General features: G+C 56.5%; 16 protein-coding genes and 1 tRNA gene. 14 read left to right on the top strand and 3 right to left on the bottom strand.

The annotated features are described in order from the left end of the window. Positions 1-31 precede the first annotated feature (31 nt). The 5 genes from ribF to ispH all read left to right on the top strand — a co-directional run bounded on the left by ribF (position 32) and on the right by ispH (position 5,764). The gene (ribF, locus tag GHN86_RS18315; protein ID WP_153379887.1) at positions 32-982 is read left to right on the top strand and encodes a bifunctional riboflavin kinase/FAD synthetase; all 951 of its coding nucleotides are present in this window, start codon (positions 32-34) and stop codon (positions 980-982) included. Then, the gene (gene ileS / locus GHN86_RS18310; protein ID WP_153379889.1) at positions 979-3,810 is read left to right on the top strand and encodes an isoleucine--tRNA ligase; all 2,832 of its coding nucleotides are present in this window, start codon (positions 979-981) and stop codon (positions 3,808-3,810) included. The genes ribF and ileS overlap by 4 nt, the downstream gene beginning before the upstream one ends. After that, the gene (lspA, locus tag GHN86_RS18305) at positions 3,803-4,321 is read left to right on the top strand and encodes a signal peptidase II (RefSeq protein ID WP_153379891.1); all 519 of its coding nucleotides are present in this window, start codon (positions 3,803-3,805) and stop codon (positions 4,319-4,321) included. Before ileS ends, lspA begins: the two co-directional genes overlap by 8 nt. Then, positions 4,314-4,751 (top strand): FKBP-type peptidyl-prolyl cis-trans isomerase, encoded by a 438-nt coding sequence (gene fkpB / locus GHN86_RS18300; protein ID WP_153379893.1) that lies wholly within the window; start codon positions 4,314-4,316, stop codon positions 4,749-4,751. The genes lspA and fkpB overlap by 8 nt, the downstream gene beginning before the upstream one ends. 65 nt (positions 4,752-4,816) lie before the next feature. After that, positions 4,817-5,764 (top strand): 4-hydroxy-3-methylbut-2-enyl diphosphate reductase, encoded by a 948-nt coding sequence (ispH, locus tag GHN86_RS18295; protein WP_153379895.1) that lies wholly within the window; start codon positions 4,817-4,819, stop codon positions 5,762-5,764. Here ispH and GHN86_RS18290 read toward each other — a convergent pair. Beyond that, complete coding sequence (locus GHN86_RS18290; RefSeq protein WP_323369399.1) at positions 5,761-6,276, bottom strand: GspH/FimT family pseudopilin; 516 nt, start codon at positions 6,274-6,276, stop codon at positions 5,761-5,763. The genes ispH and GHN86_RS18290 overlap by 4 nt on opposite strands. Positions 6,277-6,527: 251 nt before the next feature. On the opposite strand from GHN86_RS18290, the gene pilV reads away from it, so the two are divergent. The 5 genes from pilV to thiO are packed head-to-tail and all read left to right on the top strand — an operon-like array spanning position 6,528 to position 9,767. Then, complete coding sequence (pilV, locus tag GHN86_RS18285) at positions 6,528-6,980, top strand: type IV pilus modification protein PilV (RefSeq protein WP_397462751.1); 453 nt, start codon at positions 6,528-6,530, stop codon at positions 6,978-6,980. Then, positions 6,977-7,672, top strand: coding sequence for a PilW family protein (locus tag GHN86_RS18280; protein ID WP_153379899.1), 696 nt, complete (start codon positions 6,977-6,979; stop codon positions 7,670-7,672). The genes pilV and GHN86_RS18280 overlap by 4 nt, the downstream gene beginning before the upstream one ends. A gap of 7 nt (positions 7,673-7,679) precedes the next feature. After that, positions 7,680-8,222: a pilus assembly PilX family protein gene (locus GHN86_RS18275; RefSeq protein WP_153379901.1), complete on the top strand. Its 543-nt coding sequence runs from the start codon at positions 7,680-7,682 to the stop codon at positions 8,220-8,222. Positions 8,223-8,233: 11 nt separating this feature from the next. Then, complete coding sequence (locus GHN86_RS18270; protein ID WP_323369400.1) at positions 8,234-8,635, top strand: type IV pilin protein; 402 nt, start codon at positions 8,234-8,236, stop codon at positions 8,633-8,635. A gap of 31 nt (positions 8,636-8,666) precedes the next feature. Continuing rightward, positions 8,667-9,767, top strand: a complete 1,101-nt coding sequence (gene thiO / locus GHN86_RS18265) for a glycine oxidase ThiO (protein ID WP_153379903.1) — start codon at positions 8,667-8,669, stop codon at positions 9,765-9,767. Between the two features lie 51 nt (positions 9,768-9,818). Here thiO and GHN86_RS18260 read toward each other — a convergent pair whose 3' ends face one another. Beyond that, the gene (locus GHN86_RS18260) at positions 9,819-10,040 is read right to left on the bottom strand and encodes a PP0621 family protein (RefSeq protein WP_153379905.1); all 222 of its coding nucleotides are present in this window, start codon (positions 10,038-10,040) and stop codon (positions 9,819-9,821) included. Between the two features lie 119 nt (positions 10,041-10,159). Next, positions 10,160-11,173, bottom strand: coding sequence for an outer membrane protein assembly factor BamD (locus tag GHN86_RS18255; RefSeq protein WP_153379907.1), 1,014 nt, complete (start codon positions 11,171-11,173; stop codon positions 10,160-10,162). 148 nt (positions 11,174-11,321) lie between these two features. Here GHN86_RS18255 and rluD point away from each other — a divergent pair, with 148 nt between their 5' ends. The 4 genes from rluD (at position 11,322) to GHN86_RS18235 (ending at position 16,083) form a co-directional block, all read left to right on the top strand. Beyond that, positions 11,322-12,284: a 23S rRNA pseudouridine(1911/1915/1917) synthase RluD gene (gene rluD / locus GHN86_RS18250; protein ID WP_153379909.1), complete on the top strand. Its 963-nt coding sequence runs from the start codon at positions 11,322-11,324 to the stop codon at positions 12,282-12,284. Next, positions 12,281-13,015 carry a peptidoglycan editing factor PgeF gene (gene pgeF, locus GHN86_RS18245; protein WP_323369401.1) on the top strand — a complete coding sequence of 245 codons (735 nt, stop codon included), beginning with the start codon at positions 12,281-12,283 and terminating at the stop codon, positions 13,013-13,015. The genes rluD and pgeF overlap by 4 nt, the downstream gene beginning before the upstream one ends. A gap of 120 nt (positions 13,016-13,135) precedes the next feature. Next, positions 13,136-15,703 (top strand): ATP-dependent chaperone ClpB, encoded by a 2,568-nt coding sequence (clpB, locus tag GHN86_RS18240; RefSeq protein ID WP_153379912.1) that lies wholly within the window; start codon positions 13,136-13,138, stop codon positions 15,701-15,703. Between the two features lie 307 nt (positions 15,704-16,010). Then, positions 16,011-16,083, top strand: a tRNA-Asn gene (locus tag GHN86_RS18235). Position 16,084 lies beyond the last annotated feature (1 nt).

The following is a 16,084-nucleotide window of genomic DNA, read 5'->3' as shown; positions in this document are numbered from 1 at the left end:
AATCGGCCACTTTATGAGCAAGAAGCGCGTTATGCAGCTGGTTCTAGGCCTACACAATTTGCGGCCCCAGCATCGGGGCTGTGTCGCCACTATTGGCAACTTTGACGGTGTACACCGTGGTCACCAGGCTATCCTGGAGCGACTGCGTGAGCGTGCACTGGAGTTGGGCGTGCCCAGCTGCGTGGTGATTTTTGAGCCGCAGCCGCGCGAGTTCTTTGCCCCTGAAACGGCCCCGGCCCGTCTGGCACGCCTGCGTGACAAGCTGCAGTTGTTGGCCGACGCCGGGGTTGATCGGGTCTTGTGCCTGGCCTTCAATCAGCGCCTGTGCAAGCTCAGCGCCGCCGAATTTGTCGATACCATTCTGGTGGATGGCCTGGGTGTACAGCATCTGGAAGTCGGCGACGATTTCCGCTTTGGCTGTGACCGGGTGGGCGATTTCGACTTCCTGCAACAAGCAGGGCTGATGCAGAAATTTACCGTGGAAGCAGCGCAAACCGTTGAGCTCGATGGCGTACGAATCAGCAGTACCAAGGTGCGAGACGCCTTGGCCAGCGCTGATTTCAGCCTCGCAGAACGGTTGCTGGGGCGCCCCTTCACCATTGAGGGCCGGGTTTTGCACGGTCAGAAACTGGCGCGCCAACTGGGCACCCCGACCGCCAATATCCAGCTCAAGCGTCGTCGCGCTCCGTTGACCGGTGTTTATGTGGTCAGCGTTGAAATCGACGGAAAAACCTGGCCGGGTGTCGCCAATATTGGCGTCAGACCGACCGTAGCAGGGGATGGCAACGCCCATCTCGAAGTACATCTATTGGATTTCGCCGGTGATGTGTATGGCCGACGATTGACCGTGGCATTCCACCACAAGCTGCGTGATGAGCAGCGTTTCGCCTCCCTTGAGGCGCTCAAGACGGCGATCAATGCGGACGTCGCCGCCGCCCGAGCCTTCTGGCTGGGTCAACCGCTTAAAAAGAGCCTGAAATGACCGACTACAAAGCCACGCTAAACCTTCCGGACACAGCCTTCCCAATGAAGGCCGGCCTGCCACAGCGCGAACCGCAAATTTTGCAGCGCTGGGACAGCATTGGCCTGTACGGGAAGTTGCGCGAGATTGGCAAGGATCGTCCGAAGTTCGTACTTCACGACGGTCCTCCCTACGCCAACGGCACGATTCACATCGGTCATGCGCTGAACAAGATCCTCAAGGACATGATCATCCGCTCCAAGACCCTGTCGGGTTTTGACGCGCCGTACGTGCCGGGCTGGGACTGCCACGGCCTGCCGATCGAGCACAAGGTTGAAGTGACCCACGGTAAAAACCTGAGCGCGGACAAAACCCGCGAACTGTGCCGTGCGTACGCGACCGAGCAGATTGAAGGCCAGAAATCCGAGTTCATCCGTCTGGGTGTGCTGGGCGATTTCGCCAACCCGTACAAAACCATGGACTTCAAAAACGAAGCCGGTGAAATTCGAGCCTTGGCCGAAATCGTCAAAGGCGGCTTCGTGTTCAAAGGCCTCAAGCCGGTGAACTGGTGTTTCGACTGCGGCTCGGCACTGGCTGAAGCTGAAGTTGAATATCAAGACAAAAAATCCGCTGCCATCGACGTTGCCTTCCCGGTTGCCGATGAAGGCAAACTGGCCGAAGCCTTCGGTCTGGCTGCCTTGAGCAAGCCGACCTCGATCGTGATCTGGACCACCACCCCGTGGACCATCCCGGCCAACCAGGCCCTTAACGTGCATCCTGAGTTCACCTACGCGCTGGTCGACGTGGGCGACAAACTGCTGGTGCTGGCTGAAGAACTGGTCGAGTCGAGTCTGGCCCGTTACAACCTGCAAGGTTCGGTCATCGCGACCACCACCGGTACAGCGCTTGAGCTGATCAACTTCCGTCACCCGTTCTACGACCGTCTGTCGCCTGTTTACCTGGCCGACTACGTTGAACTGGGCGCGGGCACAGGTGTGGTTCACTCCGCACCAGCTTACGGCGTAGACGACTTCGTGACCTGCAAAGCCTATGGCATGGTCAACGACGACATCATCAACCCGGTGCAAAGTAACGGTGTTTATGTGCCGTCGCTGGAATTCTTCGGTGGCCAGTTCATCTGGAAGGCCAACCAGAACATCATCGACAAGCTGATCGAAGTCGGTTCGCTGATGTTCACCGAGACCATCAGCCACAGCTACATGCACTGCTGGCGCCACAAGACGCCGCTGATCTACCGTGCTACTGCACAGTGGTTTATCGGCATGGACAAAGAACCCGTCGAAGGCGATACCCTGCGTACCCGCGCACTTCAGGCCATCGAAGACACTCAGTTCGTTCCGGCCTGGGGGCAGGCTCGCCTGCACTCGATGATCGCCAACCGTCCGGACTGGTGTATCTCGCGTCAACGTAACTGGGGCGTGCCGATCCCGTTCTTCCTGAACAAGGAAAGCGGTGAGCTGCACCCGCGTACCGTCGAAATGATGGAAGAAGTGGCCAAACGCGTTGAAGTTGAAGGCATCGAGGCGTGGTTCAAGCTGGATGCCGCTGAGCTGCTGGGCGACGAAGCGCCGCTGTACGACAAAATCAGCGACACACTGGACGTCTGGTTCGATTCGGGCACCACGCACTGGCACGTACTGCGCGGTTCGCACCCAATGGGTCATGAGACCGGCCCGCGTGCCGACCTGTACCTTGAAGGTTCCGACCAGCATCGCGGCTGGTTCCACTCGTCGTTGCTGACTGGCTGTGCCATCGACAACCACGCACCGTATCGCGAGTTGCTGACCCACGGTTTCACCGTGGACGAAGCGGGCCGCAAAATGTCCAAGTCCTTGGGCAACGTCATTGCGCCGCAAAAGGTCAATGACACCTTGGGCGCCGACATCATGCGCCTGTGGGTAGCTTCGACCGACTACTCGGGCGAAATCGCAGTTTCCGACCAGATCCTGCAACGCAGTGCCGACGCTTACCGCCGTATCCGTAACACCGCGCGCTTCCTGCTCTCCAACCTGACCGGCTTCAACCCGGCCACGGACATCCTGCCTGCCGAAGAAATGCTGGCACTGGATCGTTGGGCGGTGGATCGTGCATTGCTGCTGCAACGTGAGCTGGAGCTGCATTACGGCGAATACCGTTTCTGGAACGTGTACTCCAAGGTGCACAACTTCTGCGTGCAGGAGCTGGGCGGCTTCTACCTCGACATCATCAAGGACCGCCAGTACACCACCGGCGCCAACAGCAAGGCTCGCCGTTCGTGCCAGACCGCGCTGTTCCACATCTCCGAAGCATTGGTTCGCTGGATCGCACCGATCCTCGCGTTCACTGCCGACGAGCTGTGGCAATACCTTCCGGGTGAGCGTAACGAGTCGGTCATGCTGAACACGTGGTACGAAGGCCTGAGCGAATTGCCGGAAGGCACCGAGCTGGACCGTGCCTACTGGGAGCGGATCATGGCGGTCAAGGTTGCGGTCAACAAAGAGATGGAAAACCTGCGCGCGGCCAAAGCCATTGGCGGCAACTTGCAGGCTGAAGTCACCCTGTTTGCCGAAGATGACCTGGCGGCTGACCTGTCCAAACTCAGCAATGAGCTGCGTTTTGTACTGATCACCTCCACTGCCAGTGTTGCTCCGTTTGCACTGGCACCTGCCGACGCAGTGGTTACCGAAGTTCCGGGCCTCAAGCTCAAAGTGGTCAAGTCTGCACACGCCAAGTGCGCGCGCTGCTGGCATTGCCGTGAAGACGTGGGCGTTAACCCGGAGCATCCGGAAATCTGTGGTCGTTGCGTTGATAACATCAGCGGCGCCGGCGAGGTACGTCACTATGCCTAACACCAGCACTGCCGGGCGCTTCGGGCGCCTGGGCTGGCTCTGGTTGACTGTGCTGGTTCTGGTCATTGACCTGGCCAGCAAGGTCTATTTCGACAACGCGCTGGAGATGTACCAGCAAATTGTGGTGATTCCGGACCTGTTCAGCTGGACTCTGGCCTACAACACGGGTGCAGCTTTCAGCTTTCTGGCTGAAAGTGCGGGCTGGCAGCGTTGGCTGTTTGCTTTGATTGCTGTGGTGGTCAGCGCCGTGCTGTTGGTGTGGCTCAAACGCCTTGGGCGCAATGACACGTGGCTGGCCATCGCGCTTGCACTGATTCTGGGTGGCGCCCTGGGCAATCTGTATGACCGCATTGCCTACGGACATGTCGTCGATTTCATTCTGGTGCATTGGCAAAATCGCTGGTACTTCCCTGCATTCAACTTCGCCGACAGTGCGATTTGTGTAGGGGCCGTGATGCTGGCGCTGGATATGTTCAAAAGTAAAAAGTCCGGAGAACCCGCTCATGACTGAGCAACGTATTGGCCAGAACACGCAAGTCACTTTGCATTTCGCTTTGCGTCTTGAAAATGGCGACACCGTTGACAGCACCTTTGACAAATCGCCTGCCACTTTCAAGGTCGGCGACGGTAGCCTGTTGCCGGGCTTCGAAGCCGCTCTGTTTGGTTTTAAGGCTGGCGATAAGCGCACCCTGGAAATCCTCCCGGAAAACGCATTTGGCCAGCCTAACCCGCAAAACGTACAAATCATTGCGCGCTCCCAGTTCAACGACATGGAGCTGTCGGAAGGTTTGCTGGTTATCTTCAATGATGCCGCCAACACCGAGTTGCCGGGTGTGGTCAAAGCCTTTGATGATGAGCAAGTGACGATCGATTTCAACCACCCGTTGGCAGGTAAGACCCTGACCTTCGACGTGGAAATCTTCGAAGTCAAAGCGCTGTAACTCAGTGCCCGGCGAAAGCCGGGCCTGATAGGCATTATTTTTCTGCGCGTCCCACGAGGCCTAGCATGCACATCAAACTCGCCAACCCCCGTGGCTTTTGCGCTGGGGTGGACCGGGCGATTGAAATCGTCAATCGCGCTCTCGAAGTCTTCGGTCCGCCTATCTACGTCCGCCACGAAGTGGTGCACAACAAATTCGTCGTTGAAGACCTGCGCTCCCGTGGCGCGATCTTTGTCGAAGAGCTGGACCAGGTTCCGGACGACGTTATCGTCATCTTCAGTGCTCACGGTGTTTCCCAGGCCGTGCGTACCGAAGCCGCTGGTCGTGGTCTGAAAGTATTCGATGCCACCTGTCCGCTGGTGACCAAGGTGCATATCGAAGTGGCTCGTTACAGCCGCGACGGTCGCGAATGCATTCTGATCGGCCATGCCGGTCACCCGGAGGTTGAGGGCACCATGGGCCAGTACGACGCCAGTAATGGCGGCGCCATTTATCTGGTTGAAGATGAGAAAGACGTCGCCAACCTGCAAGTGAACAACCCGGGAAAACTGGCGTTTGTCACACAGACCACTTTATCGATGGACGACACCAGTCGAGTGATCGACGCTTTGCGCACCCGCTTTCCGGCTATTGGTGGCCCGCGCAAGGATGACATCTGCTACGCCACCCAAAATCGTCAGGATGCTGTCAAGCAACTGGCCGACGAGTGTGACGTGGTGCTGGTAGTGGGAAGCCCGAACAGCTCCAACTCCAACCGTCTGCGTGAGCTGGCGGAACGGATGAAGACTCCGGCCTACCTGATCGATGGTGCTGAAGACCTGCAAAAAAGCTGGTTCGACGGCGTTCAAAACATCGGCATTACTGCCGGTGCCTCTGCGCCTGAAGTATTGGTGCGTGGCGTGATCCAGCAATTGCACGCCTGGGGCGCAACCGGCGCGGATGAGTTGGCGGGTCGCGAAGAAAACATCACCTTCTCCATGCCCAAAGAACTGCGCGTTCGCTCGCTGCTTTAAGCACATAACGCCTGCGCGGCTTTATCGTTGCGCAGGCTGATACGCCCGGTTTTTGCCAGCACCACTTGATAGTGGCTCTGCGCTGTTTTTGCGTGGCAAATATGCAACGTTCCTGCCTGAAATGCCCCACCACTCAACAAGGGTTCACCCAGCGGGTTAAACCGCACGTAATGCTTGACCGGTGTGTTGCCGGCAATCGGAATACGTGAGTCGCCTTGTCTGTGTGTCAGCACTGGATTGCTGGGGTCCTGATGTCCTCGTCCACTCACATCCAGAATGACCCGCCAGCCTCGGCTCCAATCTTCACCTAATGCGTGAACCACTACCGTGTTATGACGCACCAGCGCCTCGACGCGGGCGTTGCGCAGGCTGCTCACCAACTGCTGTGCAACGACTTGCTGGCGTTGCTGTTCAATCAGAGCGTTATAAGCCGGACTGGCAAATTGAGCGGTTAGCGCGACGATCAGCAGAACGAATAGCAGTTGAATCAGACTCATACCTTGTTGGTTCACGAAGTCCTCCCTGGACTGGTTTTCAGGCGCACTCCTTGCGCTGTTCGTTGAGTATTTTCAGGTATAGCTCAGGGTTAAAAGGCCCGGGCTGGCAACCGTTGCATCATGTTTAAGACGCTTTTGAATTCACTTGAGGAGGAGTCTGTAAGCCTTGCCAGCCTTCTCCTACAGGTAGCCGCAAATTCCAAGGCTAGGCTTCATTTCTGACGGCACAGGAGGTGTCGCCCGGTGAATGCTTAAGGATGGGGCGCATGGCTAGATCACACAAATACCGTCAATGTGGAATGACCTTGATTGAGGTAATGGTCGCGACGTTGATTTTATCCAGCGGTTTGCTGGGGGCTGCGGCGGTTCAGATCAGCGCCCTCAAACACACAGACAGTGCGCTGATGACTTCCCAGGCCAGCTTTATTGCGTACAGCATGTTGGATCGGGTGCGCGCGAACCAGCAGGCTGATTACCTCTATTCAAGCGCTGGCGGCGCAGTACCGAGTGGTGTGGTTAATCAGGATTTGAATGATTTCAAGCGCAACATTCTCGAGTTCGGCGGGGAGACTGCGACCGGCATGATTGCGGCCACTGATCGCGAAGTGAGTATCACACTTGAGTGGAGTGACGCCCGCAGGGCTTCGCACATCGGCTCACGGCAAACCCTCACCCTGACCAGCCAGATTGCCATCGATACACTGGCAGCCGCTTTATGAAATTGCGTCATGCAGGGTTTGGACTGATTGAATTAATGGTCGCACTGGCATTGGGAATGCTCGTTGTTTTAGCGGTGACTCAGATGTTTTTGAGTGCCCGGCATACCTATCTAGCCCAGCACGCTGCGGCAATAGCGCAGCAGGATGCGCGTTTTGTCTTGAGCAAAATCGCTCAGGAAATCCGCATGACCGGCATGTTTGGTTGTCTGGCCACTGAGCACATTATCGATGCACCGTCTGCGTTTCAAATACCCATCACCTGGCAAGGCTCAGCAAGCTCGCGATCGCTGACATTGATCAGTGCGGATGTCGGGTTGCGCTCTTCACAACCCGATTGGACAGTGGTCTCGGACTGTAAAAGTTATGCACAGTCCTATCCGGGATCGCGGGCTGTTTTGGCGCCCGGAGAGACTGCTTTTGCGGTGCGTAAAAATTTTTATTGGTTCGAAGGCAGTCAGCTAAAAGTTGGGGCGAATAAAGCAGTACTGCTGGATAACGTCAGCGCATTCGATATGAGCTTCGGTGTTTCCGGTTCAGGCAGTGATCAGTCTGTTCAACGTTATGAGACCAACCCAACTCGTTTGAGCACTATTCGCAGTGTGCGCCTTACTCTTGCCCTGCGAGATCCGGGATTGCAGGTCAAAGATCAGGTCTACCACCTCGTTGTCGCGCTGCGTAATCGGTTGGGTTAGGCCGCTGATGACTTCTATTTCACGCCATCAGGCTGGCATGGCATTACTGGTTTGTCTGACATGTTTACTGATGCTGAGCTTGCTCGGCATTTCAGCCCTGCACAGCGCGGGGCAGCAGCAAAAAATCGCTGGCAGCGTCTTCTTCGCCCATCAGTCACTGCAAGCCGCAGAAACCGCATTGCGTAGGGGAGAGGCGCATGTTCAAGCCCAATGGTCGCGCTTGGTCGTGTGCGCCTCGGCGGTTCAATGCATTCCTCCTCAGGAAGCCCGTACTCAAGACTCGCCCGGTATTGATCCGGTGTCGCGGGTGATGTGGGAGCGTACCCCCGATGGCTTTTTTGGCATTCAGAGTTTGGGGGAGGGTGTGATGCCGGCAAACCTGCCGGGCATCACTGTCGGCCATTTTTATCGGGTAACTGGCATCGGGTTGCGCGGGTTGTCACGTACGGTTCTGGAGAGCGTATTGGTGAGTTATCAACAGGTGAGTGCAGAACCCGGGCAGCCCCCGAGTCTTGTCTTCAGGCGTGTGATGTGGCGTCAAATCCAATAGGAGAGCAGGTTGTGGGCAAGCATGGAGCAGGGTTTACCTTGATGGAAATCATGGTCGTGGTCGCTATTGTCGGCTTACTGGGGGCGTTCGTGTATCCGGTTTACAGCGACTCGGTGACGCGTGCTAACCGCTCGCAAATCGTGGTTTTGTTGTGGGAACAATCCCAAAGTCTCGAGCGTTTTTTCTCGAAAAATGGCGTATACAGAGGTGCGGAAAATCTGAGTGTGGGCAATAAGCATTACTGGATAACTCATGCGTTAGGCGATTACGACTTCCTGTTGACGGCGACCCGACGAGAAGGAGCCTCTATGGAAGACGATGCCTGCGGCAACTTCATATTGGCCCACACCGGTTTGATGACGATTGCCCAAGCCGCTCCGGACCTGACAGAGCAGCAGTGTTGGGGGCACTAACGTTTATTTTTTATGTGAGCTGAGTGGATTGATGGCTAAGCAGCAACGAGTGGTAATAGTAGGAGGCGGTGTTATTGGACTGCTGACCGCATTTAATCTGGCGGCTCAGGTTGAGCACGTCGTATTGCTGGACCGTAGCGGTGTAGGTCAAGAGTCGTCATGGGCCGGTGGCGGCATTGTTTCTCCGCTATACCCTTGGCGCTATAACACTGCGGTCACCGCATTGGCTCATTGGTCGCAAGACTTTTACCCCCAGTTGGCACGGCGCTTGTTAGCTGAGACGGGCCTGGACCCTGAAGTGCATACCACCGGCTTGTACTGGCTGGACCTTGAAGATGAAGCTCAAGCGCTGGCATGGGCAAAGCGCCAAGGGCGGCCCTTGAGTACAGTTGATATTTCAGATGTTGAACGTGCAGTGCCAGTGTTGGGCGCTGGTTATTCGCGCGCTATTTATATGGCGGGTGTCGCCAATGTTCGCAATCCGCGACTGGTTAAATCGTTAAGGGCTGCGTTGCAGGCAATGCCGAATGTCACGATTGAGGAACACTGCGAAGTTGAGGGGTTTATTCGCAAGGGTGAGCACATTCTGGGCGTAAAGACGGCCCAAGGGGAGCGTCGGGGTGACCAGGTGGTCTTGGCGGCGGGTGCCTGGAGTGGCGAGTTGCTGAGCAGTCTGGGGCTTGAATTGCCAGTGGAGCCTGTCAAAGGCCAGATGATTTTGTACAAGTGCGCGCCCGACTTATTGTCCAGCATGGTACTGGCAAAAGGACGTTACGCGATCCCGCGCCGAGATGGTCATATCTTGATCGGAAGCACGCTGGAGTATGAAGGCTTTGATAAAACTCCAACTCAAAGCGCCCTTGAAAGTTTGAAAGCATCGGCGGTTGAGTTGATTCCCGCATTGGCAGATGCTCAGCCCGTGGCGCATTGGGCCGGACTGCGGCCGGGTTCGCCAGAAGGTATTCCGTATATAGGCAGGGTGGCGGGGTTTGAAGGGTTATGGCTTAACTGCGGGCATTACCGTAACGGCCTGGTTTTGGCGCCGGCGTCTTGCCATCTGTTTGCCGATCTACTGTTGGGGCGAGAGCCAATCATCGACCCGCGGCCGTATGCCCCGCAGGGGCGGATTTAAGCGCCCTCGCGCGCAATACCTGAAGCCGCAGCTGTAGCGATGGTTTTGAATTTATTTCGGGCCTTTCTCAAGGTGACTCTGGGTGCAATACCACGCTTGCTGCTGGCTCAGTGCGCGATCACGGGGTAAGTGAACGCCGCAGTGGGCACAACGCACCATCGGCATTGCGCCGGGATCAACCGATTTTTTAGGTGCAGCCATACTCGCTTTGTATTTACGCCAGCACCACACGCCCACAGCAATCAGTGCAGCCCACAACAGTAGACGAAACATGGTTATTCGCTATTAGAAAGAAGATGCGTCAGTTTAGCCAAGGACTCAGCAGGCGCACAGGGCCAAATCGCAGATAAAAAAAAGAGCCCCGAAGGGCTCTTTCTTGTGGCGCGGATTGATCAGTCAAACAGACCAAAGGTCATGTAGCTCAACCACGAACGGCTTTTGCCTTCCGCTTCCGGCTCAGGGATCACGTTGCCGTCAGCGTCTTTTGGCTTCAGTTCGGCAGGAATCGAATCCTTCGCATCCTGATATTGCTTCTGAATATCAAGGTTGGCGCGGGTTTCACCCGGCGGCAGCGGTGTGCTCGATTCAATCAGGCCCAATGTAGCCTTGCTCAGCCACGAGCGGTTATCCGAATCGGACACCTTAGGCACAAACTGACCGTCAACCAGGCTTGGGTGGTTCGGGTAGTTGTCTTTCAACACTTCGAGGCTGGTGTTGGCCAGTTCATCGAGGTGCATGCGCTGGTAAGCCTCAACCATCACTGCCAGGCCGTCACCTACCGAAGGGGTTTCCTGGAAGTTTTCTACAACATAGCGTCCACGGTTAGCCGCGGCTACATAGGCCTGACGCGTCAGGTAGTAGTCGGCAACGTGAATTTCGTAGGCGGCCAGCAGGTTACGCAGGTAGATCATGCGTTGCTTGGCGTCGGGTGCGTAGCGGCTGTCCGGGAAGCGGCTGGTGAGCTGAGCGAACTCGTTATAGGAGTCGCGTGCTGCACCCGGATCGCGCTTGCTCATGTCCAGCGGCAGGAAGCGCGCCAGCAGGCCAACGTCCTGGTCGAACGAGGTCAGGCCTTTAAGGTAATAGGCATAATCGACGTTCGGATGCTGTGGATGCAGGCGGATAAACCGTTCGGCAGCTGATTTTGCAGCTTCCGGTTCGGAGTTTTTATAGTAGGCGTAGATCAGTTCGAGCTGAGCCTGATCGGCATAGCGTCCGAACGGATAGCGCGACTCTAAAGCCTTCAGCTTGGCGGTAGCACTGGTATAGCTGTGGTTATCCAGGTCGGCCTGCGCCTGCTGGTACAGCTCGACTTCGCTCAAGTTGTCGTCCACGACTTCTTTGGTCGACGAGCAGGCGGCGGTCAGTGCGAGGATGGCGATCAGCAGCAGGTGTCTCACTTGCATGGCGGCTTGCGTCCCTATGACGGCCGCTGTCTTGGGCGGGTCCGTCCTGTTATGATGAGCGCCCCGTGAAAAGCCTCGGGGCAAAAGACGCCGTATTTAACCACAAGCGCGCAGCCGAAACCAAAGGCTTGGCGCGGTCCTGATGAGCATGTCCGAGAAAATTCAACTTCGCGAAGAGGTGCCGTCCGAACTGGGTGGCCAACGCCTCGATCAAGTCGCTGCACAATTATTCGCTGAGCACTCGCGCTCGCGCCTTTCCGCCTGGATCAAAGACGGCCGCCTGACTGTGGACGGAGCCGTTGTTCGGCCCCGTGACATTGTTCACGGTGGTGCCATCCTGGAGCTGACTGCTGAGCAGGAAGCCCAGGGTGAGTGGGTCGCTCAAGACATCCCCCTGGACATCGTTTACGAAGACGATGACATCCTGGTCATCAACAAGCCTGCGGGTCTGGTGGTACACCCGGCTGCGGGGCATGCCGATGGCACTTTGCTCAATGCTTTGCTGCATCACGTACCGGACATTATCAATGTGCCACGTGCGGGTATCGTGCATCGCCTGGACAAAGACACCACGGGCCTTATGGTGGTCGCCAAGACCATTCAGGCGCAGACACAACTGGTTACCCAGTTGCAGAGCCGCAGTGTCAGTCGTATCTACGAGTGCATCGTTATCGGTGTCGTCACCGCCGGGGGCAAGATTGACGCGCCCATCGGCCGTCACGGCCAGCAGCGCCAGCGCATGGCGGTGATGGAAGGCGGCAAGCAGGCGGTGAGTCATTACCGTGTGCTTGAGCGCTTCCGTTCCCACACCCATGTGCGGGTCAAGCTGGAAACCGGCCGTACGCACCAGATTCGCGTGCATATGTCGCACATCAATTTCCCGTTGGTCGGAGATCCTGCCTACGGTGGTCGCTTCCGCATCCCCCCGGCAGCCAACGTGACAATGGTCGAGTCGTTGAAAAACTTCCCGCGCCAGGCATTGCATGCGCGTTTCCTTGAGTTGGATCATCCGACGACCGGTAAGCGCATGAGCTGGGAATCGCCACTGCCGGACGATTTTGTCTGGTTGTTGACGCTGCTTAAGCAAGACCGCGAGGCATTCATCGGGTGAATACGTTCCTGATTCCTGACTGGCCAGCGCCGGCAGGCATCAGGGCCTGCGTGACCACTCGTGCGGGCGGCGTCAGTCTGGCGCCGTTCGACAGCTTCAATCTGGGCGACCATGTTGACGACGATCCCCTCGCCGTTGCTGCCAATCGCCAACGCCTCACCCATATTTTTGACGTACAGCCCGCTTGGCTTAGCCAGGTTCACGGGGTTGTCGTTGTACCTGCTTCGCCCGAAAAAGTGCTGGAGGCTGACGCCAGTTGGACCTCCACCCCCGGCATTGCCTGTACGGTAATGACGGCCGATTGTCTGCCCGCCTTGTTCTGCACGCGGGCGGGTACCCGTGTCGCTGCCGCGCATGCCGGCTGGCGCGGATTGGCCGCCGGGGTACTTGAAGCCACCGCCCGCAGCCTCAATGTTGAGCCACATGAAGTGCTAGTCTGGCTTGGCCCGGCCATTGGCCCCAAGGCGTTTGAGGTAGGAAGCGAGGTCAGAGATGTCTTTCTACAAGACATGCCCCACGCCGAATCAGCCTTTGTACCGAGCGTCAATCCGGGCCGCTTTATGGCGGATATCTATGAGCTGGCGCGTTTGCGTCTGGCCCGTTGCGGTATCACAGCCGTGTACGGTGGCGGTTTTTGCACCGTGACCGACCCGCGATTTTTCTCCTATCGGCGCAGTCCCCGTACTGGCCGTTTCGCATCGCTGGTCTGGATCGAAAGACCGTCCAGCTGATCTGCGTCATTTGTGTCTGGCTTGAAACTTCCGTAATCGCCCGCATCTACTATGGTATCTGGCAGGTTTCTTCATTCAGGAGTTTCCATCCCTCCGGCCTGCTCATAAGGAAGGTGACGAATGCGTATAGATAGATTAACCAGCAAATTACAATTGGCGTTGTCCGATGCTCAATCCCTGGCGGTAGGGCTTGACCATCCAGCCATTGAGCCCGCTCATTTAATGCAGGCGCTGCTGGAACAGCAAGGCGGCTCGATTAAACCATTGCTGATGCAAGTCGGTTTTGATGTAAACAGCCTGCGTAAAGAGCTGACCAAAGAGCTCGATCAACTGCCAAAAATCCAGAATCCTACTGGCGACGTGAACATGTCGCAGGACTTGGCGCGTCTGTTGAATCAGGCGGATCGTCTGGCGCAGCAAAAAGGCGATCAGTACATCACCAGCGAACTCGTGTTGCTGGCTGCGATGGACGAAAACAGCAAGCTGGGCAAGTTGTTGCTGGGCCAGGGCGTGAGCAAGAAAGCCCTGGAAAATGCCATCAACAACCTGCGTGGGGGTGAAGCGGTCAATGATCCTAACGCGGAAGAATCGCGTCAGGCGTTGGACAAGTACACCATTGACCTGACCAAGCGCGCCGAAGAAGGCAAGCTCGATCCAGTGATTGGTCGTGATGATGAAATTCGTCGCACCATTCAAGTCTTGCAACGGCGGACTAAAAACAACCCCGTATTGATCGGTGAGCCGGGTGTGGGTAAAACCGCGATTGCTGAGGGTCTGGCCCAACGCATCATCAATGGTGAAGTGCCTGACGGCCTGAAAGGCAAGCGACTGCTGTCGCTGGACATCGGTGCGCTGATTGCGGGTGCCAAGTTCCGCGGTGAGTTCGAAGAGCGTCTGAAAGCTTTACTCAATGAGCTATCGAAACAGGAAGGGCAAATCATCCTGTTCATTGACGAACTGCATGTCATGGTCGGCGCCGGTAAAGGCGAAGGCGCAATGGATGCGGGCAATATGCTCAAACCAGCGCTGGCGCGAGGCGAGCTGCACTGTGTCGGTGCCACCACGCTCAACGAGTATCGCCAATACATTGAGAAAGACGCTGCTCTTGAGCGTCGCTTCCAGAAAGTACTGGTGGATGAGCCCAGCGAAGAAGACACCATCGCGATTTTGCGTGGCTTGAAAGAGCGCTATGAAGTTCACCACAAAGTGGCGATCACGGATGGCGCGATTATCGCGGCGGTAAAACTGAGCCATCGTTACATCACCGACCGGCAGTTGCCTGACAAGGCGATTGACCTGATGGACGAAGCGGCCAGCCGTATTCGCATGGAGATCGACTCCAAGCCAGAAGTGCTGGACCGTCTTGAACGTCGCCTGATTCAACTGAAAGTTGAGGCTCAGGCGCTGAAGAAAGAAGAGGATGAGGCTGCGAAAAAACGCCTCGAAAAATTGCAGGAAGAAATCGAACGCCATGAGCGTGAGTATTCTGACCTGGAAGAAATCTGGACTTCGGAAAAAGCCGAAGTGCAGGGTTCTGCCCAGATCCAGCAAAAGATCGAGCAAGCGCGCCAAGAGCTGGAAGTGGCACGCCGTAGCGGCAACCTGAACCGTATGGCCGAGTTGCAGTACGGGATCATTCCCGATCTGGAACGCAGCCTGCAAATGGTCGATGAGCACAGCAGCAAAACCGAGAATCAATTGCTGCGCAGCAAAGTGACCGAAGAAGAAATTGCTGAAGTGGTGTCGAAGTGGACCGGTATCCCTGTGTCCAAAATGCTCGAAGGCGAGCGCGACAAGCTGATGAAGATGGAAAGCTTGCTGCATGAGCGCGTGATTGGTCAGGACGAGGCCGTGGTGGCCGTGTCCAACGCCGTACGCCGTTCGCGCGCCGGGCTGAGTGACCCGAACCGCCCAAGCGGCTCGTTCATGTTCCTGGGCCCAACCGGTGTCGGTAAAACCGAATTGTGCAAGGCACTGGCCGAGTTCCTCTTTGATACAGAAGAGGCAATGGTACGGATCGACATGTCCGAGTTCATGGAGAAACACTCTGTGGCTCGACTGATCGGTGCGCCACCAGGGTATGTCGGGTACGAAGAAGGCGGCTACTTGACTGAAGCGGTACGCCGTAAGCCTTACTCGGTGATCCTGCTGGACGAAGTCGAGAAGGCTCACCCGGATGTGTTTAACGTGTTGCTGCAAGTGCTTGAAGACGGCCGCCTGACTGACAGTCATGGCCGCACTGTGGACTTCCGCAACACGGTGATCGTCATGACCTCGAACTTGGGCTCTGCTCAGATCCAGGAACTGGTAGGGGATCGCGAAGCGCAACGGGCAGCGGTGATGGATGCCGTCAGCACGCACTTCCGTCCGGAGTTTGTGAACCGGATCGACGAAGTGGTGATCTTCGAGCCTCTGGCCCGAGATCAGATTGCGGGTATTGCTGAAATTCAGCTGGGTCGTCTGCGTAGTCGTCTGGCTGAGCGTGACCTGAGCCTGGAGTTGAGTCAGGAAGCGTTGGACAAGCTTATTGCAGTTGGTTACGACCCTGTTTATGGCGCACGTCCTCTGAAACGTGCGATCCAGCGCTGGATCGAAAACCCGCTGGCACAACTGATTCTTTCGGGTCAGTTCATGCCGGGCACCACGGTAGTAGCCACTGTGAAAGACGACGAAATCGTCTTCACATAAGGCACTGCGGCGGTGTTTTAAGAGAGGCCTCGCCTTGCGAGGCCTTTTTTTTCTTAGAGTGTTGATCTGTAAGGAAAACGCTTGTAAGATGCGCCCCGCAGTAAGTCACCCGTAACGGCAAACTGGCCCAAACCAGCAAGCCCGCTAGAAGAGCTAAATCATTGTCTTCTAACGAAAAATAAGGGTTGACAAGGGTTTCAAAGGTTGTAAAATGGCCCGCCTCAGAGACGCAAGCGTAGCGATACGAAGAAGTCAAAGAGTGCTGCAAAGTTGTAAAGCAGTAATGTTGTAAATTGAAATATGTAGTTCCGCGATAGCTCAGTTGGTAGAGCAAATGACTGTTAATCATTGGGTCCCTGGTTCGAGTCCAGGTCGTGGAGC

It is taken from the genome of Pseudomonas helleri (assembly GCF_009600315.1).
Taxonomy (GTDB): Bacteria; Pseudomonadota; Gammaproteobacteria; order Pseudomonadales; family Pseudomonadaceae; genus Aquipseudomonas; species Aquipseudomonas helleri_A.
The sequence above is the reverse complement of the archived record's forward strand: the minus strand, read 5'-3'. Positions and strand labels throughout refer to the sequence as shown.

What these genes read in the sequence shown, in the direction of transcription:
- ispH (WP_153379895.1), top strand. Translation starts at nt 4,817, where the DNA reads ATGCACATCAAACTCGCCAACCCCCGTGGCTTTTGCGCTGGGGTGGAC.
- thiO (WP_153379903.1), top strand. Translation starts at nt 8,667, where the DNA reads ATGGCTAAGCAGCAACGAGTGGTAATAGTAGGAGGCGGTGTTATTGGA.
- rluD (WP_153379909.1), top strand. Translation starts at nt 11,322, where the DNA reads ATGTCCGAGAAAATTCAACTTCGCGAAGAGGTGCCGTCCGAACTGGGT.
- clpB (WP_153379912.1), top strand. Translation starts at nt 13,136, where the DNA reads ATGCGTATAGATAGATTAACCAGCAAATTACAATTGGCGTTGTCCGAT.
- GHN86_RS18260 (WP_153379905.1), bottom strand. Translation starts at nt 10,040, where the DNA reads ATGTTTCGTCTACTGTTGTGGGCTGCACTGATTGCTGTGGGCGTGTGG.
- GHN86_RS18255 (WP_153379907.1), bottom strand. Translation starts at nt 11,173, where the DNA reads ATGCAAGTGAGACACCTGCTGCTGATCGCCATCCTCGCACTGACCGCC.
- lspA (WP_153379891.1), top strand. Translation starts at nt 3,803, where the DNA reads ATGCCTAACACCAGCACTGCCGGGCGCTTCGGGCGCCTGGGCTGGCTC.
- ribF (WP_153379887.1), top strand. Translation starts at nt 32, where the DNA reads ATGCAGCTGGTTCTAGGCCTACACAATTTGCGGCCCCAGCATCGGGGC.
- fkpB (WP_153379893.1), top strand. Translation starts at nt 4,314, where the DNA reads ATGACTGAGCAACGTATTGGCCAGAACACGCAAGTCACTTTGCATTTC.
- ileS (WP_153379889.1), top strand. Translation starts at nt 979, where the DNA reads ATGACCGACTACAAAGCCACGCTAAACCTTCCGGACACAGCCTTCCCA.
- GHN86_RS18275 (WP_153379901.1), top strand. Translation starts at nt 7,680, where the DNA reads ATGACTTCTATTTCACGCCATCAGGCTGGCATGGCATTACTGGTTTGT.
- GHN86_RS18280 (WP_153379899.1), top strand. Translation starts at nt 6,977, where the DNA reads ATGAAATTGCGTCATGCAGGGTTTGGACTGATTGAATTAATGGTCGCA.
- pilV (WP_397462751.1), top strand. Translation starts at nt 6,528, where the DNA reads ATGGCTAGATCACACAAATACCGTCAATGTGGAATGACCTTGATTGAG.